This window comes from Fervidicola ferrireducens (genome assembly GCF_001562425.1).
In the GTDB taxonomy this organism is placed as follows: domain Bacteria; phylum Bacillota; class Thermosediminibacteria; order Thermosediminibacterales; family Thermosediminibacteraceae; genus Fervidicola; species Fervidicola ferrireducens.
In genome coordinates this window covers 18,838-40,372 of record NZ_LOED01000015.1, presented here as the reverse complement: position 1 = coordinate 40,372, position 21,535 = coordinate 18,838, and the positions used below count along the sequence as shown (strand labels likewise).

The following is a 21,535-nucleotide window of genomic DNA, read 5'->3' as shown; positions in this document are numbered from 1 at the left end:
AAAAAGGCAAAGTGGAGAAAATGGCCCGAATGCTGGAAACATATCGAAAAGCCTGCGCCTGGTTCCTGGAACAGGCCGAAACTTTGAACACTACCAGCAGGGCAAAGTTAAACCGCGAAACCTACCGCAGGGCCTGTGAACTTTTTGACCTCAACCGCGCTACACTCCAGTGCGCCATGCTCAAAGCACTCTCAGCTTATCGCTCATATCTTTCCCGCACAAAAAATGGCAAGAAATCCAGCCTGCCCAAATTTGATTCTATTCAATACATCAGCTGCCGTCAGGCACATGGGTCATTAAGTTTCCCGTCTCCTCCGGCAGGAGTCAGATAGCAGTGCCCATTGCCACTTCCGAATACCATACAAAAAGGCTCCAGGACCTGGCAGGAGGTTCCTGTCGACAAGGGTCCATGGAGATATGGCATGAGAAAGACGGAGAGTGGTATGCTGCTATATCATTAATATACGAGACTCACTTAAACGAGCCGTGCGGCGTAATCGGGGTCGACTTCGGCATAGTAAAGCTTGCCGTGCTGTCCAACAACATCTTTTTTGACGGCCGAAAGGTCAGGTGGCGCAAGGAACAGTGGGCAGCAAGGAGGGCTGCACTTCAGCAGGCGGGCAGGCTTTCCCGAGTCAAAAAAGAAGCCGGCCGCGAAACAAGGTGGATGCGGTATATCAACCACTGCATCTCAAAGCGCATAGTTGAAATAGCGAAGAAATAAGGCAAGGCCATCGCACTTGAGAACCTGCTGGGTATCCGCGAGCGGGCCAAAGGATCAAAAAAGTTCAACCGGATGATGTCCGGGTGGAACTTTAAGGAGCTGGCCTCGTTTATCGAATACAAGGCAGCCCTTGCCGGAGTGCCCGTAATCTACGTCGACCCCAAGGAGACCTCCAAGACCTGTCCGAAGTGCGGGAATGCTTCCCGGTATAACCGGAAGACCCAAGGCTGGTTTAAATGCATAAAATGTGGATACCAATCTGATGCGGACAGGGTGGGGCAATAAACATAGCCGCGAGAGCGCTCGATGCTCTCGGGGCATGACCCCGGGAGAAAGGGGAGCGTGACACCCCTTAAGGCCAAGGTGATGAACCGGGTAGACCGGGGAATGCTGGCTAACCTGCGGCTTAAAGTCGCCATCCCACGGTGGGATGCTCCCTAATTCATTAGGGGGAGGATGTCACATAATTCTTGTAATCAAAGTCTTTGTATGCTATAATAAATTCTGCTTGAATTGATGAACCCTTACTCGGTCAATCGATGCCTCCGACGATCGACTGGGTTACAGGGGATTTTAATATGTTGAGGAGGTGAGAACAGTGGCATTGGACAAAGAAGCAAAACGCGACATAATCGAGAAATTTAAAATTCACGAGAACGATACGGGATCTCCAGAAGTGCAAATCGCTATTCTTACAGAAAGAATCAACCAACTAACAGAGCACCTTAAAGTTCACAAGAAAGACCATCATTCTCGTCGCGGACTCCTAAAAATGGTAGGAAAAAGAAGAGCTCTTTTGAATTACCTGAAGAAAAAAGATTTAGAGCGCTATAAAAACATTATAGAAAAACTCGAACTCAGAAAATAGATTAAATGCGGGGATTCCCCGCTTTAATTTTTAAAAACTCAAAGAAGGAAATAATAACAATGATGTAGAATAAAAATTATATTTTCCAATAAAGGGAAAGGAGGATTAATTTACTTGGAAGTATTCAAAACAGAAATAGCAGGTAGGCCTTTTATTATAGAAACAGGGAAAATGGCCCAGCAAGCCAACGGGGCCGTACTTGCAAGATATGGAGATACGGTAGTTTTGGTTACAGCCACGGCTTCAAAAGAACCTAGAGAAGGTGTTGATTTCCTGCCATTAACAGTGGACTATGAAGAAAGACTCTATGCCGTTGGTAAGATTCCCGGAGGTTTCATAAAGAGGGAAGGAAAACCTAGCGAAAAAGCTATACTGTCTGCAAGGGTTATCGACAGGCCCCTTCGACCGCTTTTCCCAAAAGGATTTAGAAATGACATCCAGATTATAGCCACCATCCTTTCCGTAGATCAGGATAATACTCCAGATGTAGTTGCTATAAACGGTGCATCCATCGCTCTTTGTATATCAGATATACCCTTCGAAGGACCAGTAGGGGCCGTGTCGGTAGGTTTGGTAGACGGAAATTTCGTAATAAATCCGACGGTAGAACAGTATGAGAAAAGCAGACTAAGACTTATTGTTGCAGGAACAAAAGATGCTATCTTGATGGTAGAAGCTGGAGCAGATGAAGTAACAGAAGAAGAAATGATAAATGCAATAAATTTTGGACACGAAGAGATAAAGAAAATAGTAGAATTCCAGGAAGAAATTATCGCAAAAGTTGGTAAACCCAAGATGGAATTTACTGTTCAGGAAATCGATCCGGAATTGGAAAAAGCGGTAAGAGAATACGCGAGAGAAGAAATACTCAAAGCCATACGAATCTACGACAAGCAGGAAAGAGAAGCGTATTTGCAAAAAATAAATGAGGATACTATTGCCCATTTCCAGGAAACCTACCCTGAAAAGGAAAAAGAGATTGCAGACGTATTGTACAACATTCTAAAAGAAGAAGTAAGGAATATGATAACCTATGAAGGAATAAGACCTGACGGGAGAAAAAGCACTGAAATTAGGCCTATTTCGTGTGAGGTAGGCATTTTGCCGCGAACCCACGGCTCAGGTTTATTCACCCGCGGTCAAACCCAAGTTTTGACGGTAGCTACTCTTGGAGCACTGGGTGACGTTCAGATCTTAGATGGGCTGGAATTGGAAGAGAGCAAAAGATTCATGCACCATTACAATTTTCCGCCTTATAGTACCGGCGAGACCAGAGTGTTGAGAGGGCCTGGAAGAAGGGAAATCGGCCACGGCGCGTTGGCTGAGAGGGCTCTAGAACCCATGATACCTCCAGAGGAAGAATTCCCGTATACGATAAGGTTGGTTTCAGAAGTCTTAAGTTCTAACGGTTCTACTTCCATGGCCAGCGTTTGTGGTTCTACCCTGGCGTTAATGGATGCAGGTGTTCCTATCAAAGCCCCCGTAGCGGGTATTGCTATGGGACTTATCAAACAAGATGACAAAGTGACTATACTATCGGATATTCAAGGGATAGAAGACTTTTTAGGTGATATGGATTTCAAAGTCGCCGGAACGTCCAAAGGAATTACAGCAATACAGATGGACATCAAGGTCAAAGGTATAGATACAGACACCTTGAGAAAAGCCTTAGAACAGGCTAAGGAAGGACGGCTCTACATCCTAGAAAAGATGTTGGCCACTATCTCAAGTCCCCGAAGCGAACTTTCTCCTTATGCGCCGAGAATATTTACTACTGTAATTGACCCTGAAAAAATAAGGGATGTTATCGGTCCAGGCGGCAAAATGATAAACAAAATCATTTCAGAGACGGGAGTAAAAATTGATATCGAAGATGATGGCAAAATATATGTAGCAGCGCCCAATGAATCTGCCGGCAAAAAGGCATTGGAAATGATTAAAAATATAACGCAGGATGTGGAAGTAGGAAAGATATATCTCGGCAAGGTTTTAAGGATAACAAATTTTGGAGCATTTGTCGAAATACTCCCTGGGAAAGAAGGGCTCGTCCACATATCGAAATTATCAAAGGGGCGGGTAAAAAGAGTAGAAGATGTAGTAAAAATTGGAGATGAAATTTTGGTAAAAGTTACTGACATAGATAAACAGGGGAGAATAAACCTTTCTCACAAAGATGTGTTCCCAGAAAAACAACCTAAAAATAAGAACAAAGCAGAAGCATAAACCGAGGTTCATCGGTTTATGTTTTTTTATGTCATAAATCGTTGAAAAGTAAAGTAAGATTCATATTGATGGCACGAGTTTACGATGCGAAATCTATATAAAGGGGGGCACTTATGAGGTTATATGTTTTTAAAATACCCAGAAATTTGGCAAAAATATTATGTATTGTACTTCTTATTGCAAGCTGGATATTTACAAAGACAAATATACCAGCTGAAAACCTACCTACATTTTTAGAAAAACAGCCAATCTACCAAGCCGAAACTGACAAAAAAGCCATGGCTTTTACATGCAATGTGGCTTGGGGAAACGAATTTATACCTAAAATGCTAGAGATATTTGAAGAAAACGGCGTTAAAATCACGTTTTTTATAGAAGGAAGATGGGCAGAAAAAAATCCAGATCTACTGAGGTTAATACATTCTAAAGGGCACGAAATAGGAAATCACGGTTACAGCCATGCTCATCATTCCAAGCTGTCTTTTGACGAAAATGTGAACGAGATAAAAAAAGCGGAAGAAGCCATAAAAAATATAATTGGGGTGAAGACCCAACTTTTCGCACCTCCTTATGGAGAATTTGGACAGCAAACTTTACAAGCAGCAAATGCACTGAACTATAAATTGATTATGTGGAGCATTGACACTATTGATTGGAAAAAGCCCGGCGCAAAGTATATTATCGATAAAGTAATAAAATATGCAGGAAATGGGAAAATAGTTCTGATGCACCCTACGGAAGATACAATAGCAGCACTGCCCACCATCATAAAAAACCTTCACCAGAAAGGGTATAAAATTACAACAGTAAGCGATCTTATCTCAGATGGCAGTTAAGTCTTCGTTCATCATGAGTTGAAATCCGGGGGTAATTAATGTATACTTTAATTAATAAATATAGCATAGATAGGGAGAGATGGTTTTTTGAAAACCGTAAAAGTAAAAGTTAAACGAATAAGAGGCGCAGAGGATTTGCCCTTGCCTAAATATATGACATCATTAGCTTCAGGTATGGACCTTTATGCAAACGTAAAACATGATTTAGTTATAGCACCTGGAAAGTATGAAATAATACCAACCGGAATACAACTTGAAATACCCCCGGGTTTTGAGGGGCAAATTCGCCCTAGGAGCGGCCTTGCAGCCAAATATGGAATTACCCTCTTGAACAGCCCGGGAACAATAGATGCCGATTATCGGGGTGAGATAAAAATAATCCTGATTAACCACGGAACAAGCAATTTTACAATAAAGCGGGGTGATAGGATAGCGCAACTAGTTATAGCTCCTGTAACCAAGGCAGAACTAGTAGAAGTGGAATCTCTAGAAGAAACTCAGCGTGGAAGCGGAGGGTTCGGCCATACAGGTTTATAAAAGGTGTTATTTTTAATAAATGCTCCCCATAAAATAATTTTATGGGGGGTATGATGATGCGCTTAGGAGATCTGAACGGAAAGGATATAATAAATCTGAGCAAAGGGGTTAAATTGGGTATAGTAGGCAATTGCGACCTTCTTATCGACGAAAATTCGGGCAAAATTGAGTACTTACTGATACCTAGCAAGAGAAGCAGATTTTTTTCGCTCGGTGAGAAAAACTACATGAGAATATCATGGAATTCTATCAGAAAAATTGGTCCGGATGCTGTAATTCTAGATGTAGATGACTTCAATTTAGAAAGATAGCGTCATATTAAAAATTGTCGAAACAAAAATCGGAATAATGGAGGTGTTTTTTTATTGTCCAAAAATGAACAAAAGCTACTTATCATTCCATTAGGCGGACTGGGTGAAATAGGCAAAAATATGACAGTAATCCAATACGAACGGGAAATTCTTGTCATCGATGCCGGTCTTATGTTTCCAGAAGAAGAAATGCTCGGAGTAGACATGGTGATACCGGACATTTCTTATTTAGTGGAAAATAAAGATATGGTAAAAGGAATTTTGATAACCCACGGCCACGAAGATCATATAGGTGCGTTACCGTATGTATTGCAACAGATAAACGTTCCTATTTACGGAACAAAACTAACGATGGGACTGGTTGAAGGCAAATTAAAAGAAGCTAAATTTAAAAAAAGCGTAAACATGAACGTGATAAATCCACCGGCATCGGTGAAAATCGGAAGCCTGAACGTGGAATTTTTTAGAGTGAACCACAGCATCCCTGATTCTGTTGGAATAGCTATTCATACTCCATTAGGAACCGTGTGCCATACAGGGGACTTTAAATTCGATCAAACTCCGGTTGATGGGAAGATAGCAGACCTGCACAAACTCGCCGAATTAGGTTCAAAGGGTGTGCTCGTGCTGCTTTCAGACAGTACCAATGCCGAGCGCCAGGGATATACCATGTCAGAAAAAGTTGTTGGAGGTACGATAGAAGAAATATTTAGCAAGGCAAAGGGCAGGATAATAGTTGCAACTTTTGCAACAAACATTCACAGAATACAACAGGTTTTCGACGCTGCATTTAAATTCGGAAGGAAAGTAGCAGTTGTGGGACGTAGTATGGTAAACACCGTAAATATAGCTCTCAATTTGGGATACCTTTCTATACCTAAGAACTTGATGGTGGAGCTCGATGATATAAATAAACTTTCTAAGGAAAAAGTGGTAATAATAACGACTGGCAGCCAAGGCGAACCAATGTCGGCGCTTACCCGGATGGCCATGTCGGAGCACAAAAAGGTGGAAATTATTCCGGGAGACACGGTGCTGATAGCAGCGACCCCCATTCCGGGAAACGAGAAGTTAGTTGCAAGAACGATAGATCACCTTTTTAAACAGGGAGCAGAAGTAATATATGAAGCGATATCAGGCGTCCATGTTTCCGGACATGCAAGCCAAGAAGAACTTAAACTTATGTTAAACTTGGTGAAACCAAGGTATTTTGTTCCGGTTCACGGGGAGTACAGACATCTCATTCATCATGCCAACCTTGCCAAAGAAGTCGGTATTCCAGAAAAGAACATTTTCATCGCCGAAAATGGAAGGATAATTGAATTCACAAAAGATTCAGCCCGGTTGGCGGGAAAGGTTACTGCAGGTAAAGTCATGGTGGACGGATTGGGAGTAGGCGACGTAGGAAATATAGTGCTCAGGGACAGAAAACAGTTGGCACAAGACGGTATTTTAATCGTGGTTGTGACGATAGACAAAGAGACGACTGAAGTCGTTGCGGGTCCTGACATAATTTCAAGAGGCTTCGTTTACGTCAGGGAATCGGAGGAATTGATGGAGCAATCAAAAGAAATCGTAAGGCAGGCCTTAAAAAAGTGCCAAGAAGAAAAAGTCACCGAGTGGTCTATGATAAAATCTCAAGTGAGAGATACTTTGGGCAAATTTCTATTTGAACAGACTCACAGAAGACCGATGATTCTGCCGATAATAATGGAAGTATGAGTAATATAACAATATTGATTCAATTGTAATAGAGGAGGTAAAAATTTATGGGCATAAAAACTGGTCTTATAATGACGCCAGGTCCTACGGAAATAAGCGAGAGAGTAAGGAACGCTATGGCAAGACCTATAACTAATCCGGACCTTGACCCTGCCTTTTTTGACTTCTATTCTGAAACTTGTGACAAACTCAAAAAAATCATAAATACAAAAGAAGATGTACTTATCTTAAGTGGTGAGGGAATCCTAGGCTTGGAAGCAGCCATGGCTTCCCTAGTAGAACCCGGTGACGAGGTGCTTTGCTTAGCTAATGGTGTCTTTGGCGAAGGTTTTAAAGATTTTGCTACGCTTTACGGCGGGCAAGTCACAATTTTTGAAAAAGAATACGATGAACCTATTACGTCCGAGGATGTCAAAAAGTTTCTCTCTAAACACGGCGGCAGATTTAAAATAGCAACGCTAGTCCATTGTGAAACGCCAGCAGGATTGATAAATCCCATCCATGAAATATGCCCCGTCTTAAAAGAAGCTGGTTTGATAACAGTTGTGGATGCGGTTTCGTCAATTGCAGGACATGAAATCAAACCCGATGTGTGGGGTATTGACGTTGTTTTAGGTGGGTCGCAAAAGTGTCTTTCAGCTCCCCCTGGCCTTACATTTCTTTCTATAAGCCGGGATGCATGGATAAAAATCGAAAAGAGGAAATATCCCATTCCGAGTTTTTACGCCAATCTCATGAAATGGAAGGAAATGTGGTTCAAAGACAAAATATTTCCATACACTCCGCCAATCTCGGATATTTTTGCCCTATCTGAAGCAGCTTCTGCGGTACTAGAAGAAGGAAAAGAGATATATAAACGTCACGAAAAATTAAGTAGAGCTGTAAGGGAAACTTTAAGGGATGCAGGATTCAAAATATTTCCTAAAATAGGGGCTGAAGCTAACACGGTAACCGCTTTTTATATACCCGACGGAATAAATGACGAGGATTTTAGAAAACATCTCTGGGAAAAATATAGTGTAATGATGGCTGGAAGCTGGGGAAAACTTGCTGGAAAGGTTTGGCGCATAGGTCACATGGGTGAAAATGCCCGAGAATCAAAGATATTCGAGTTTTTTAGTGCTTTTGAAAAAGCGCTGAGGGATTTTGGCGTATCTACAGGAAAAAGGCTCACCGAAATATATGCTCTTAAAATAGATGATTGCTGAATCGGTTTTAATTAAACCCTTACAAGGTATGGCCAAATTTTGGTCATACTTTTTTGTTTAATGCAACTCGTAGCCACTAAATTAAAATCTGAAAGAATATTCGTGGAGGTTGACGTGGCAGGTAGGGCGTAGAAATACAGTAAGCGTGGAATAGGCGAATAAAATTGCTGAAATAAACAATAAACACGGGATTTCACGAACGGAGATCATCAAAAGGTCGATAGAAATCTTTTTAAACCAACTTACCGGTTAGAAAAATGGGGGGCACGAGGGGCAGTGAGTCCCCTCAATTTATTGAGAGAATACACGAAATATATTTAAAACAGTCTAGAAAGAGGAGTAGTGGCCGAGTAGTACGGCCTATGGTTCTGTCGCACTACCTTGGGGTGGCACGGAGTCCACGAATCGAAGTGCAAGAATTAATTCTTGCATGCATCCGCTTGAGGATGCCCCTCAATTTATCGAGAGGAGGACGTTACAGAACCCATCGGCAGCAGAGAATACTTAATATTCCATCTATAAAAAACCTCAATATTATCTAATTGGCTCTATTATATATTTCGATGGCAAGATCGTATGGACCATGATAAAATCTGAATTGGACATTATTTCTAAAAATCCATTAGGGGGATCTTTAAATGACCGACTACAAAAAGCTATGGGAATCGCTAGACATGGATCTTGAAAAACACGAACAGCTCTGCAACCTACTGCCGGATTTTTTTGCTGAAGTCTATCTTTCTCAGGAAAATAGGCCCGAAGGTATGAACTACTTTAACTTAGTGGTATCTTCAATTCACGGCCTTAGACCTGAAGAACTAAAACGGCACAGGGATAGCGGCGGAAAAGTAGTAGGAACTTTCTGCGTGTACGTACCCGATGAGCTTATATTTGCTGCCGGTGCTATTGGCATAGGGTTATGCGGCGGGTCCCAGTTCTGGGTGGCAGATGGGGAAAGAGTATTACCCAAAAATACTTGTCCGCTTATTAAATCTTTTATGGGAGCAAAGATAACCAAGACATGCCCTTACTTCCAGTCGTGCGACCTGCTAGTGGGCGAGACCACCTGTGACGGCAAGAAAAAGGCATGGGAAATTATGAAAAATTATGCTGATATCCATGTCATGCACCTGCCCCAAATGAAACGAGATATTGATTTAAGAGCTTGGAGCCATGAGCTGGAAATATTGAAGGAAAGGCTGGAAGAGCTGACGGGAAACGAAATAACTCCGAGTAAATTGAAAGATGCAATAAAGCTTATAAACGAAAAAAGGAAGGCTCTAAGGCGCCTTTATGAGTTAAGGAAGGCGAATCCAGTACCCATAAGCGGAAAAGATGCCCTTTTGGTTACACAGATAGCGTTTTATGATGATCCGGAGCGCTTTACCTCCAAGGTGAACAGTCTTTGCGACGAATTAGAGGAAAGGGTAAAGTTGGGGAAAGGTGTCTTCCCCAGCGGAACTAAGCGCATTATAATAACCGGGACGCCTATGGCAATTCCTAACTGGAAGTTACACCATATAGTGGAGACAAGCGGGGCAGCTGTAGTTTGCGAAGAAACCTGTACCGGTACAAGATACTTTGAAAACTTAGTGGATGAAGAACTGGATACGCTAGAAGCGCAGATCATGGCAATGTCCGAAAGGTATATGAAGACCAACTGTGCATGTTTTACTCCTAACCAGGGAAGGATCGATGATATAATTAGACTTGTGCGAGAATATAAGGCCGATGGCGTCATTTACTATAACCTGCAGTTCTGCCAGCCCTACGCTGTAGAGTATGAACTTGTAAGGCAGGCTTTGCAGAGGGAAGGGATACCGGTGCTTTTTATTGAAACTGATTACAGCGAAAACGATTCGGGGCAAATAAAAACACGGGTTCAAGCATTTCTTGAGATGCTGGGCTAAAAACTCAAAGGGAACGGCTTTAAAAAACCGCTTCCCTCTTTAATTTTTTTATTTTTTTGTTAAGGATAACCAAAGAAAGCAGTCTTATAAAGGTACGAAGTTATGAATCAAACAACTAATACGATCGAAGTCGTAAACATTGCAGCAAAAACCGCCACTTTACTCCTCCGGTTTTGCGCTTGATGGTCCATAGGATGGTGGCACAGAGAAAGGAAGTAAGAGTAGTCCAGCCATAGTTTCTCAATAATTCCTTTAAGCTAATTAGTTGCCATTGAAAAACACAATTTTAAATCTTATCCCTTTTTGGTTGAACCTTGATAACCTAATCTTTATTCATTTATTTTTACCGACCCTGCCATTTTCTAACATTTTCTAACAGATTTGAACCATCAGTTTTGCTAACTTGGTGACATTGTAGCTAAAAATGGACAGATTAACCCATATGCCTGTATTTTCACCATGAAACAGACACACGTCAAACCCATATTTCCTTTTTAATAGACCAATAGTAGCTTCACCGCAGCTCTCCATCGTATCAGCCTTTTAAACCAATGCTGACGTTCGTGCTTTAATCTCTTCTCGCTCTTCTTGCCTGGCTTGGGTATAGCTACATGTTCTACATTAAGGTCCAGTATCTCTCTTTCATTTTCGCTGGGGTAAAAACCTCTATCTGCGGCAACTTCTTCGGGAGCTTTATTTAAAGCCTCTATACTCTTTTCTTCACCATTGGCACGGGCAGGGTTTTATCGCAAGAATTACCTTCTTCAACTTGGCTTGAAATTATCAAACCTTCTTCTGATTCTGCAAGCGCTACTTTTCTGCCAAATTCTACTTCTGCTTTTGCCTTGCCTCTTTTTATAGGCCTTGCTCCCTGGTCGAAAATGCTCACTATCCTGTCGGGAATGGATGTGTTTCCTTTTAATACTTTATTGGTAATGTATGTGTCAACAGGGGTGCTGTGTCTTCCGCATTTGGAATTAAACTTTTCTATAAACGGTGCAAGTAAGCTTTCGTCATCTAGTATTTTATCGACAACAGCCAGTTCGCCTTTAAGTTCCAGACATGATTTTGGAAGCATTTGGTCAAATCCACTTAATTGTTCGAAGTCTTCGTTCTTAATTATCAGCATTCTCCATCCCTCTCCTTCTTGCTATATTATACCGTAAATATCCTTTTTTGGGATGAAGATGCTGGTTTTTTGCGGGTTTGAGGGAATTGTTTTTCAATGGAAACTACTTAATTTTTCCAATGATTTTCAAAAGAAAAATTTCTGCACATTGATTTTCTCCACATGAAGCTGAATCTATGGGAGCTAAAGTATGCTAGGTATGCGGAGAAATCTGAAACAAAATTCAAGGAAGAAACCATCGATTCTTAAAACTCTCTTCCGCCTATTCCCCTCCTAGGTTAGTGGTTTTGCGTCTAATTATTTTTTGCCAGTTTTGTTTTTTGTTATGGCTGTTTTCAATTTATTACACAAATGCTATCATAATGGAAGGATAACTTTACAAGGTATGGCCAAATTTTGGTCATACCTTTTTTGTATATTTTTGATTTAAAAAATAAATTAATATAACTAGCAGCCATTAAATTAAAATCTGGAAGGATGATAAACCAGATGCTGTTTTTTTCCAATATGGACAACGAAGGAAATGAAAAAAGCATGCCGGCTCCAACGGTAGGAACACTCCAGCAGCTAGGTCAACTTGAAATCCCCAAACCGGAAAGCAATATACACTGCATAACCATAGTCGGACAAATTGAAGGTCACATTATCTTGCCACCGCAAAATAAAACCACCAAATACGAACATATAATTCCTCAGCTAGTGGCCATAGAACAGAATCCTAAAATTGAAGGCCTTTTAATAATCCTAAACACAATTGGAGGAGATGTAGAAGCCGGACTTGCCCTTGCCGAAATGATAGCTAGCATGACAAAACCTACCGTTTCTTTGGTATTGGGGGGCGGGCATTCCATAGGGGTTCCGATAGCGGTTGCCAGCAATTATTCTTTTATTGCGGAAACGGCAACCATGACGATCCACCCAATAAGGTTAACCGGTCTCGTGATCGGAGTCCCGCAGACCTTTGAGTATCTTGACAAAATGCAAGACAGAGTAATAAAATTCGTTGTGCAGCATTCTAAAATTGAAGAGGAAACTTTAAGAAAATTAATGTTTAACACAGGACAACTTGCAAGGGATATTGGAACGGTCCTTGTGGGGGCTGATGCAGTAAGATATGGCCTAATTGATGAAGTTGGCGGCTTGGGTGAAGCAGTTAAAAAGTTGGAAGAACTCATAAATGAGCGAAAGAAAAACGTACAACAATAATTTATAGGTGGTAATATAAGATGATATTGTACACGGCGTTACCTCTAGAACTTGTTTTAGATGGAATTGATAGAAAATATGATTTTAGAGAGATAGAAATTGATAATATAAAAATTCTGGTGGAACCTGTCGATGTGGATAAAGGAAAGATAATCAGCGTGATTAGCAGCAACCCCACGGTATATCTAAATCCCAAATTATATCCTGGAAATATAATAAAATTCATTCCGAGTCAAAGGCTTTAAAGCCTTTTTGTTTTTTTTTAAAGGATTTTTTGCAAAAGTGGAGAATAAAAACATAGAGGTGTCATGGCGTGAAAGGTAATAGGAACAAAAGTTGTGCGTTTTACAATGATATCCGCTGGGAAATATACGGGATTTTAATAATTTGCATCGGAGTTCTGGGATTAGTATCATTATATACTGATTCCGTTGGAGCGCTTGGAATAATATTAAAGAAAAACATGAAAGGTTTGGCAGGTGCAGGAGCTTTAACTATACCTCTAAGTATTTGTATGGGGGGCTTTTATTGCCTATTAAGAAAAAAATTTCCCAGATTTACTCCCAAACTCTATGGTATATTGTTAGTTATTTTTGTAGTTCTAGTAGTTTTACATATAAAACCTTATATCGAAATGAAAAATTTGAGCTTTATTGAGAAGATGCGAAGAAGTGCAGATTTAGGTGAAAATGGAATAGGCGGGGGACTAATTGGTGGAATTTCAGCATTAATTCTTTTTACCTTATTTGGTTCAGCAGGTACATACGTGCTTTTATTCGCTTTCTTATGCATAGGTATAATTTTATCTACCGGTATCTCGATTTCTGAAGTAATAAAGCATTTAATTAAGTCGAAAAAAGAAAAACGTCGCGAACCGAAGCCGCATATTATTAACAGTGCCGCGGCCACTTCAGAAGAAACTGAAGAAAAATTGGATGAGAATGAAAAAATCAAAGAAAATGAAAATCTCTTTATTACATCACAATCGAATACAGAAAAAACAGAATCGGTGACCGAAAGAAATAAAACTTGCGAAACTTCCGATAATACTTTTTGTGTAGAACAACATCATAAAAATCAGGAGTACAATTTTCCTCCCGTAAACCTCCTGCAAAAAGGTTCTTCAAAGCAAAACAACCTCAATGAAAAAGAACTGTTAAACAACGCGCAGATTTTAGAAAATACTTTAGAAAGCTTCGGTATTCAGGCAAAAGTCGTGCAGGTCAGTTTCGGCCCTGTAGTTACAAGATACGAAGTCCAACCGTCACCCGGAATCAAGGTAAGCAGGATAGTAAATTTAGCCGATGACATCGCATTGAGCCTTGCGGTGCCAGATGTTCGAATTGAAGCTCCAATACCCGGTAAAGCCGCTATAGGGATTGAAGTTCCAAATAAGGAAGTATCGAAAGTGTATTTCAGAGAAATCGTTGAATCTGCTGAATTTAAAAATTCATCATCCAAACTTACTGTTGCCTTGGGTAAAGATATCGCTGGAAAACCTGTAGTGGCCGATCTTGCCGAAATGCCACACCTATTAATTGCTGGTGCCACCGGGTCAGGGAAAAGCGTATGCATAAACACAATAATAACCAGTATCTTATACAAAGCATCTCCCAATGAGGTAAAGCTTTTACTAATAGACCCCAAAGTCGTCGAACTGACAACATATAATGGAATACCCCATTTAATTGCACCGGTGGTAACGGATGCAAAAAAAGCTGCATCTGCTCTTAACTGGATGGTATCGGAAATGGAAAGAAGGTATAAATTATTTGCTAAAGAGGGAGTACGAGAAATCAACAGATTTAATGAAGTAAGCCAAGAAAAATTGCCAAAAGTTCTGGTAATCATAGATGAGTTAGCAGACCTTATGATGGTATCACCCAGAGAAGTCGAAGAAAGTATTTGTAGATTAGCACAGATGGCGCGTGCAGCGGGAATTCATCTTGTAGTCGCAACTCAGAGGCCATCGGTAGATGTGATCACAGGTTTGATAAAAGCAAACATACCTTCTAGGATATCATTCGCTGTGTCGTCACAGGTAGACTCAAGGACAATTCTCGACATGGCTGGGGCTGAAAAACTTTTAGGAAAGGGAGATATGTTATTCTTCCCTGTAGGAGCAGCAAAACCCATGCGAATCCAAGGGGCATTTTTAAGCGAAAAGGAAGTTGAGAAGGTAGTAGCTTTTGTAAAGAATCAGATGGAACCCAGTTACGAAAAAAATTTATCGGACTTTGATGAAGAAAAGTCGCTTAAAAATGAAGATGATGTGGACGAATTATTCAAAGAAGCCTTGTCGGTGGTCATTGAAAACGGCCAGGCTTCCGCTTCATTGCTTCAGAGAAAGCTTAGGATAGGTTACGCCCGGGCAGCCCGCCTAATTGATCAAATGGAGGAAAAAGGTTTCATAGGCAAATACGAAGGTTCAAAACCTCGACAGATTTTGATAACCAAAGAACAATTTGAGAAATATTTTAACGAATCTGCTTAAACAAGCGGTCGAAAATAATACTAAAATTGGGAAAATTGCTATTACCTGGGAAATATATTTTAAGGAGTGAGAGGTAATATGAACCTCGATGATGTAAAAAATCCGAAAGAACTCGGAGATTATTTAAAGAATTTGCGCCTTAAAAAAAATATATCGCTCGAAGAAATTAACCAGGAAACAAAAATCAGAATTAAGTACTTGAACGCCATCGAAGAAGGAAATTTCGATGCCATTCCTGGGGGAGAAGTCTATTTAAAGGGGTTTCTGAAAAATTACGCAGAAGCGGTAGGTATTAATTCGAACGAAATTCTAAAAAAATACAAAGAAATTTCAGCTCCCAAATCGCAGGAATTTCAACAAGAAAACACAGCGGTAAAAAAAGACCGAAGACTTATTATCGATGAAGAAAGGCCTAAATCCAAGGTACCAAAAATACCTTTATTGTTGGTAGGACTTGTTTTCGTTATTGCATTGACAACACTTTCGTTTTTAAAAACGCAGCCGGATACATCCTTAGAACCGCCCAAAACAACCGTCAATAGTGATTTACCTTCAGAAAACGATACAAGCCCCACTTTAGAAACCGAAGAAGAAAGAAAGGAAGAATTATTAAACCAAATCAGTTTAGCGAGTGATGATGGCCGGAATATAACTTATACGGTGTCAGGAAATTCAATTAATGTTAAATTTGAAGTAATAAATGATAGGTGCTGGATAAGGGTAAACTCGGACGGTATCGTCACATTTGAAGGCACTCTCAATAAAGGAGAATCAAAGTCGTTCGAAGCAAAAAACAAGCTGACAATAAAAATAGGAAACCCCCCTGTAGTTAAAGTTACATTAAACGGAAAAGAAATAGAAATTCCCGGAAATTATCCAAAAACTCTCTTAATAATGAGGAATCAATAATTCCTCATTTTTATTTGCTTTACTTTACTTATAGTCAAAAGGTCTATATACTATTAATTGTATCTAAGTGAAAAATTAGAGCAAAAACCTCGGCAACTTAGGAGGTATAAAGTGGAGGTCAAAGTTGCATTAGTATCGTTAGGATGTGATAAGAACCTTGTCGATTCAGAATATATGCTCGGAAGTTTATTAGAAAAAGGTTATTCGATAACCAGCGAAGTTGGCAGTGCGGATATCATAATAATAAATACTTGCGGTTTTATAAACTCGGCAAAAGAAGAGTCGATAAATACCATACTCGAAATGGCCGAATATAAAAAGAAGGGCAAATGTAAACTACTGATAGCTACTGGTTGTTTGTCGCAACGCTACGGAGACCAGCTTTTGAAAGAAATACCGGAACTCGATGCAGTAATCGGGACAGGTGACTTTTTGAAATTGCCGGATTTGATAGAACAGGTTAAAGTATCGAGACTAAATATAACTCGCAATAAAACAGTAATTGATTACGATATTAAAAAAAGAGTCAACACGTTAAAATATGTTTCTTACGTCAAAATAGCGGAAGGATGCAATAATCGTTGCTCTTATTGCGCCATACCGCTGATAAAAGGTCCTTATAAAAGCAGACCTATGGAGTCGATAAAAGAAGAAGTTGAATTTCTTGTATCCCGCGGAATAAAAGAAATAAATATAGTAGCTCAAGATACCACGAGCTACGGCATAGATATGTACGGTAAACCATCGCTCCCAGAGCTCTTAAAAAAACTTACGGATGTAAAAGGCGAATTTTGGATAAGGGTATTATATGCATATCCGACTCACATAAACGATGAACTTTTGGAAATAATTTCTTGCAACCCCAAAATAACAAAATATTTGGATATCCCTTTGCAACATATAAGCGATAGGATTTTAAGGCTAATGAACAGGCCCACAAATTCCGAGCAAATAAAAAAACTTATAGAGAAGGTGAGAAATGTTGTACCTGATATCGCACTGAGAACTACTTTTATAGTTGGATTTCCTACAGAAACCGAATCGGATTTTAGAGAACTTATCAATTTCATCAAAACATATCAATTTGACCGGGTCGGCGCTTTTAAATATTCCAGAGAAGAAGGAACTTACGCAGCCACTTTAAGACCGCAGGTGCCTGAAAAAATCAAGCAAAAAAGATTCGACACACTGATGAGAGTTCAGCAGGATATCTCAAAAAATAAAAACGAGAAATTAGTAGGATCAATATTGACTGTACTTACCGAAAATTACGATTCAAAAAGAAAATTATTCATCGGCCGCTCGCAGAAAGACGCACCGGAAGTCGACGGCACAGTAATTTTTACCGCAGATAAGTGCGAACCCGGCCAATTTTGCAAGGTTAAAGTTACAAAGGCTTTTGAATACGACCTATATGGTGAAGCTGTGCAAATTCTTTAAAGAAGGCATTCCCATAAAATGCCTTCTTTACTTTTATGACATGAGAAAAACAGTATGATATAATTATTTTATGTAAACATTGCTTTTGATTGAGGTGAGAGTTTTTGGTTCTCGACAAAAAAAAGGCTTTTTATGCTTTTGCAGCTTTTTTTCTTTCACTTTTTTTATTGTTCAGTGCTCAGCAATTGTTTAACAGGTTTGTAGCCTTCAATCCACTTATTAAAACCTTTTCGCAAAAAGAATACGTAAAAGAAGTCAACATAAAAAAAGAAGCCGGTAAAATTAACCTAGAAATCTGTCTTAAAGACGTAGACAACTTAGCAGGCGTATACTATGATATTCAAGACACCGCTTCCGATATCCTCAAAGGAAGACCCTTTACCGTAAAAATTATAAATAAACCATCCGAATTACTAGAAAACATATACACCCAAAAGGTTCAATTCGTAATTTTCGAGGGGATAAAAACGGGCAAATTTACAGAAATGAGAGCGAAGCTTGACCAACTCGAAACCGAGTATAAAATTGATATCGGAGTTTTTCTCGACAACGAAAATCTCTACCTGAAAATAAAATCCGATCATGATGTACTCTATAAAATCATTAATATGAAATAGATTTGCTTGGGAGGGGAGAAAAATTGCCCTTTGAAATAATAATTGGCGTCATCCTGGCAGTTATGATATTTCTTTTTGCAAACGGAATAAATGCATTGCCTTTGGCTGTGATAGGACTTCTTGCGTACGTGCTGCAAAATTACATGGATAAATCAAGTATTATTAAAAATTCGGCAAAACCTGCTGATGCCGGTAAAGCAATAACATTTGAAGATATTGGAGGTCAAGAGACTGCAAAGAACGAACTGTTAGAAGCACTGGATTTTATAAAAAATTATGATGAAATTAGTAAAATGGGTATAAGACCATTGAAGGGCATCCTTCTCACAGGTGCTCCTGGTACGGGAAAGACTTTACTAGCCAAAGCTGCATCTAATTATATCGATTCTGCTTTTATTTCAGTTTCGGGGAGCGAATTCATAGAGTTATACGCAGGAGTAGGTGCTCAAAGGGTAAGGCAGTTATTCAAGACGGCTAGGGAACTCGCCCGAAAGAATTCCAAAAAGCATTGCGTAATTTTTATCGATGAAATTGAAGTCATAGCAGGTGTTAGAGGGAAAAACAGCAATCATTTGGAATATGATCAGACTTTAAACCAATTGTTGGTAGAAATGGATGGACTGTCGGCTAAAGATGATGATGTGAAAATATTAGTAATCGGCGCCACAAACAGGCCGGATATTTTAGACCCAGCTATTTTAAGGCCCGGAAGATTTGACCGAATAGTAAAAGTTGACCTTCCCGATAAAGATGGGAGACTCGAGATTTTAAAACTGCATACTAAAGGCAAGCCCCTCGCTGAAGATGTAGATTTGGAGCAAATAGCAAAGGAAACATTTGGATTTTCCGGTGCCCATCTAGAAAATCTTTGCAATGAAGCAGCTATCCTCGCAAGACGTGCCGGGGAAAAAGTAATAAGACAATGCCATTTTATGGAAGCTATCGATAAGGTGATAATGGGCGAAAAATTGAAAAGGAAACCCACAAAAGCTGAAATGAAACGCATCGCAGTTCACGAATGCGGCCACGCTCTAATCAGCGAATTTTTCAAGCCTAATTCGGTATCTACCATAACGATAACGTCGCGCGGAGAAGCTCTAGGTTACATGCGTCAAAAACAAGAAGAAGATATATATCTTTATACTAGAAACCATTTGGAAACAGAAATCGCTATTGCGCTGGCTGGAGCAGCTGCTGAAGAAGTAATCTTAGGCGAAAGCAGCACAGGTGCCTCGGGAGACATTAACCATGCAGTTGAACTGGCCAAAAAAATAGTATTTTCAGGAATGTCTGAAATGGGTATCGTTGATAGAGATTCAATACCTTTAAAAGAGCTTCATCGGGAAATTTCAAAGATAATAAATGCTCAAAAAGAAAAAGCTAAGGAAATTATAGAAAAGTACAAAGAAGACCTAAATCTTATTATCGATTATCTTATGGAAAACGAAAAAATAGACGGCGAGACCTTCAGAAGATTTTTAAAGGACCTAAAAAATTTTAAAGCAGCTTAATTTTAAAAAAGGGTTAGTAAAAAAAATGGAGAATCTTTTATAAAGGTGATGTTTTATGAAATCGGAGATAATTAGCGTAGGCACTGAACTTTTATTAGGTCAGATAATTAACACTAACGCACAAATAATTTCTCAGGAACTGCAAAAAATCGGGGTAGACATATATTACCATACAGTGGTCGGAGATAACAAAAAACGTTTGATGGAAGTTTTTCACACTGCATGGAATCGCTCTGAAGTTATCATCTTGACAGGCGGATTGGGTCCGACCCAAGACGACCTCACGAAAGAGACGATAGCCGAATATTTAAACATTCCGCTCGTATTAGATGAGGAGAGCCTAAATAGAATACGGGAATATTTTCAAAAAAGGCATAGGGAGATGCCAATAAACAACATGAAGCAGGCCATGCTGCCGAAAGGTTCAAAGGCCATTCCGAATCAAAAAGGTACTGCTCCGGGAGTTATTTTGGAGAAAGATGGAAAAACGATCATTATGCTCCCGGGGCCTCCATTCGAAATGGAACCCATGCTTAAAGATTATGTAGTCCCTTTACTGTCGAAGAAAACTTCCGCGGTAATACTCTCTAGGGTACTGAAATTTTACGGGATAGGAGAATCAACGCTGGAAGAAAAAATCAAAGATTTAATGGAAAATCAAACCAATCCAACGATAGCCCCTCTGGCAAAAATGGGAGAGGTAACTTTAAGGATCACAGCAAAAGCAGGCAGTGCAAAAGAAGCTATGAGTTTAATTGCCCCTATAGAATCTCAAATAAGACAAAGAGTTGGTGAATATCTTTACGCTTTCGATGAGGAAAAAATAGAAGATGTGGTCGCCCGGTTGTTGCTAGAACAAAATAAAACATTGGCGATTGCCGAGTCCTGCACGGGTGGCCTTATGTCCCATAAATTAACCGAAGTTCCCGGCATCTCAAAGAGTCTTGACAGAGCAATAGTATCCTACAGCAATAGAGCTAAACAGGAGATTCTTTTCGTAAGAAGTGAAACTCTAGAAAAATACGGTGCGGTAAGCGAGCAAACGGCAATTGAAATGGCAGAAGGCGTAAAGAGGATTTCTAAAACGGACATCGGCCTTTCGATAACAGGGATTGCCGGGCCTTCAGGTGGTTCAACAGAAAAACCTGTTGGTCTCGTATATATTGCCTATGCAGACTCTTCCGGTTGTTCCGTGGAAAAGCACTTTTTTTCCGGCAACAGATCCGAAATAAAAGAAAGGGTTGCTAATGCTGCATTGCATCTTTTGAGAAAAAATCTTTTAAAATATCATGAGGAGGACGAAGTTTGGAAACCGTAAGATGTTTTATTTCCATAGAACTTGACCCCGTTACCAGAAATTATGTTTCCCAATTTGTGAATAACTTAAAATTTATGAGGGGTATAAAATGGGTTAGCGAAGAAAATTATCACATAACTCTGGCCTTCATGGGTGAACTTTCGATAAGCAAAGTGCCTCTTGTCTGTGATGCGTTGGAAAAAATATCTTTACGCCATGGCCCATTCGTGCTGAACCTGTATGGTTCAGGTTTTTTCCCCAATGAAAATAATCCAAAAGTATTCTGGATAGGGATACAAAAGAGCGAGGAACTTTACAGCTTAAAACGCGATATAGATGAATCCTTGCGATCTTTAAATATCGATTTTGACGCTAAACCCTTTTCTCCGCACCTCACAATAGGGAGAATTAAATCCGGTGTAGATACAACTCTTCTCCCACGTAAAAGAGATTTCTCTGCATCTTTTTTAGTAAAAGAAGTTTATTTCATGAAAAGCCAATTGTTTAAAAATGGACCGGTATACACTGAGATTTACAAGACCGCCCTGAAAGGGTAATGTTTGACACATAAAGTTTATTGTTATATAATTTGT

General features: G+C 39.8%; 21 protein-coding genes. 20 read left to right on the top strand and 1 reads right to left on the bottom strand.

Going from position 1 to position 21,535, the window contains the following annotated elements; genetic code table 11:
• Window positions 1-11 precede the first annotated feature (11 nt).
• From AN618_RS13545 to AN618_RS06900, 11 genes are all read left to right on the top strand, one after another.
• A complete protein-coding gene (locus AN618_RS13545; RefSeq protein ID WP_222926382.1) occupies window positions 12-332 on the top strand; it encodes a hypothetical protein in 321 nt (106 codons plus the stop codon).
• A 2-nt stretch (window positions 333-334) separates the two neighbouring features.
• The gene (locus AN618_RS13540) at window positions 335-724 is read left to right on the top strand and encodes a transposase (protein ID WP_066353450.1); all 390 of its coding nucleotides are present in this window, start codon (window positions 335-337) and stop codon (window positions 722-724) included.
• 9 nt (window positions 725-733) lie between these two features.
• Window positions 734-1,009, top strand: a complete 276-nt coding sequence (locus AN618_RS13535) for a zinc ribbon domain-containing protein (protein WP_281176818.1) — start codon at window positions 734-736, stop codon at window positions 1,007-1,009.
• A gap of 313 nt (window positions 1,010-1,322) precedes the next feature.
• Window positions 1,323-1,592 (top strand): 30S ribosomal protein S15, encoded by a 270-nt coding sequence (rpsO, locus tag AN618_RS06935; protein ID WP_066353448.1) that lies wholly within the window; start codon window positions 1,323-1,325, stop codon window positions 1,590-1,592.
• Window positions 1,593-1,706: 114 nt separating this feature from the next.
• Complete coding sequence (locus AN618_RS06930) at window positions 1,707-3,815, top strand: polyribonucleotide nucleotidyltransferase (protein WP_083515098.1); 2,109 nt, start codon at window positions 1,707-1,709, stop codon at window positions 3,813-3,815.
• A gap of 113 nt (window positions 3,816-3,928) precedes the next feature.
• On the top strand, window positions 3,929-4,651 hold the full coding sequence (locus tag AN618_RS06925; RefSeq protein WP_066353446.1) for a polysaccharide deacetylase family protein: 723 nt from the start codon (window positions 3,929-3,931) through the stop codon (window positions 4,649-4,651).
• An 87-nt stretch (window positions 4,652-4,738) separates the two neighbouring features.
• Window positions 4,739-5,188: a dUTP diphosphatase gene (gene dut, locus AN618_RS06920; RefSeq protein WP_066353444.1), complete on the top strand. Its 450-nt coding sequence runs from the start codon at window positions 4,739-4,741 to the stop codon at window positions 5,186-5,188.
• A 56-nt stretch (window positions 5,189-5,244) separates the two neighbouring features.
• On the top strand, window positions 5,245-5,499 hold the full coding sequence (locus tag AN618_RS06915; RefSeq protein ID WP_066353439.1) for a YlmC/YmxH family sporulation protein: 255 nt from the start codon (window positions 5,245-5,247) through the stop codon (window positions 5,497-5,499).
• Between the two features lie 54 nt (window positions 5,500-5,553).
• Window positions 5,554-7,221, top strand: a complete 1,668-nt coding sequence (locus tag AN618_RS06910; protein WP_066353437.1) for a ribonuclease J — start codon at window positions 5,554-5,556, stop codon at window positions 7,219-7,221.
• Between the two features lie 47 nt (window positions 7,222-7,268).
• The gene (locus AN618_RS06905; RefSeq protein WP_066353433.1) at window positions 7,269-8,429 is read left to right on the top strand and encodes a pyridoxal-phosphate-dependent aminotransferase family protein; all 1,161 of its coding nucleotides are present in this window, start codon (window positions 7,269-7,271) and stop codon (window positions 8,427-8,429) included.
• A gap of 638 nt (window positions 8,430-9,067) precedes the next feature.
• Complete coding sequence (locus tag AN618_RS06900) at window positions 9,068-10,339, top strand: double-cubane-cluster-containing anaerobic reductase (protein WP_066353432.1); 1,272 nt, start codon at window positions 9,068-9,070, stop codon at window positions 10,337-10,339.
• Between the two features lie 706 nt (window positions 10,340-11,045).
• Here the strand turns inward: AN618_RS06900 and AN618_RS06895 are convergent.
• The gene (locus tag AN618_RS06895; protein ID WP_066353431.1) at window positions 11,046-11,468 is read right to left on the bottom strand and encodes a hypothetical protein; all 423 of its coding nucleotides are present in this window, start codon (window positions 11,466-11,468) and stop codon (window positions 11,046-11,048) included.
• A gap of 507 nt (window positions 11,469-11,975) precedes the next feature.
• Here AN618_RS06895 and AN618_RS06890 point away from each other — a divergent pair.
• From AN618_RS06890 to thpR, 9 genes are all read left to right on the top strand, one after another.
• Window positions 11,976-12,674 (top strand): ATP-dependent Clp protease proteolytic subunit, encoded by a 699-nt coding sequence (locus tag AN618_RS06890; protein ID WP_066353465.1) that lies wholly within the window; start codon window positions 11,976-11,978, stop codon window positions 12,672-12,674.
• 20 nt (window positions 12,675-12,694) lie between these two features.
• Window positions 12,695-12,919, top strand: coding sequence for a YlzJ-like family protein (locus AN618_RS06885; RefSeq protein ID WP_066353429.1), 225 nt, complete (start codon window positions 12,695-12,697; stop codon window positions 12,917-12,919).
• Window positions 12,920-12,987: 68 nt separating this feature from the next.
• Window positions 12,988-15,168 carry a DNA translocase FtsK gene (locus AN618_RS06880; protein WP_066353428.1) on the top strand — a complete coding sequence of 727 codons (2,181 nt, stop codon included), beginning with the start codon at window positions 12,988-12,990 and terminating at the stop codon, window positions 15,166-15,168.
• A gap of 78 nt (window positions 15,169-15,246) precedes the next feature.
• Window positions 15,247-16,077 (top strand): helix-turn-helix domain-containing protein, encoded by an 831-nt coding sequence (locus AN618_RS06875; protein ID WP_066353427.1) that lies wholly within the window; start codon window positions 15,247-15,249, stop codon window positions 16,075-16,077.
• 111 nt (window positions 16,078-16,188) lie between these two features.
• Window positions 16,189-17,517 carry a 30S ribosomal protein S12 methylthiotransferase RimO gene (rimO, locus tag AN618_RS06870; RefSeq protein ID WP_066353426.1) on the top strand — a complete coding sequence of 443 codons (1,329 nt, stop codon included), beginning with the start codon at window positions 16,189-16,191 and terminating at the stop codon, window positions 17,515-17,517.
• Between the two features lie 167 nt (window positions 17,518-17,684).
• Window positions 17,685-18,134 (top strand): hypothetical protein, encoded by a 450-nt coding sequence (locus AN618_RS06865; RefSeq protein ID WP_187694893.1) that lies wholly within the window; start codon window positions 17,685-17,687, stop codon window positions 18,132-18,134.
• A 23-nt stretch (window positions 18,135-18,157) separates the two neighbouring features.
• Window positions 18,158-19,645 (top strand): AAA family ATPase, encoded by a 1,488-nt coding sequence (locus AN618_RS06860; protein WP_222926378.1) that lies wholly within the window; start codon window positions 18,158-18,160, stop codon window positions 19,643-19,645.
• Between the two features lie 55 nt (window positions 19,646-19,700).
• Window positions 19,701-20,963: a competence/damage-inducible protein A gene (locus AN618_RS06855; protein WP_066353423.1), complete on the top strand. Its 1,263-nt coding sequence runs from the start codon at window positions 19,701-19,703 to the stop codon at window positions 20,961-20,963.
• Window positions 20,951-21,499, top strand: a complete 549-nt coding sequence (gene thpR, locus AN618_RS06850; RefSeq protein ID WP_066353422.1) for an RNA 2',3'-cyclic phosphodiesterase — start codon at window positions 20,951-20,953, stop codon at window positions 21,497-21,499. The genes AN618_RS06855 and thpR overlap by 13 nt, the downstream gene beginning before the upstream one ends.
• The last annotated feature ends 36 nt before the right edge of the window (window positions 21,500-21,535 follow it).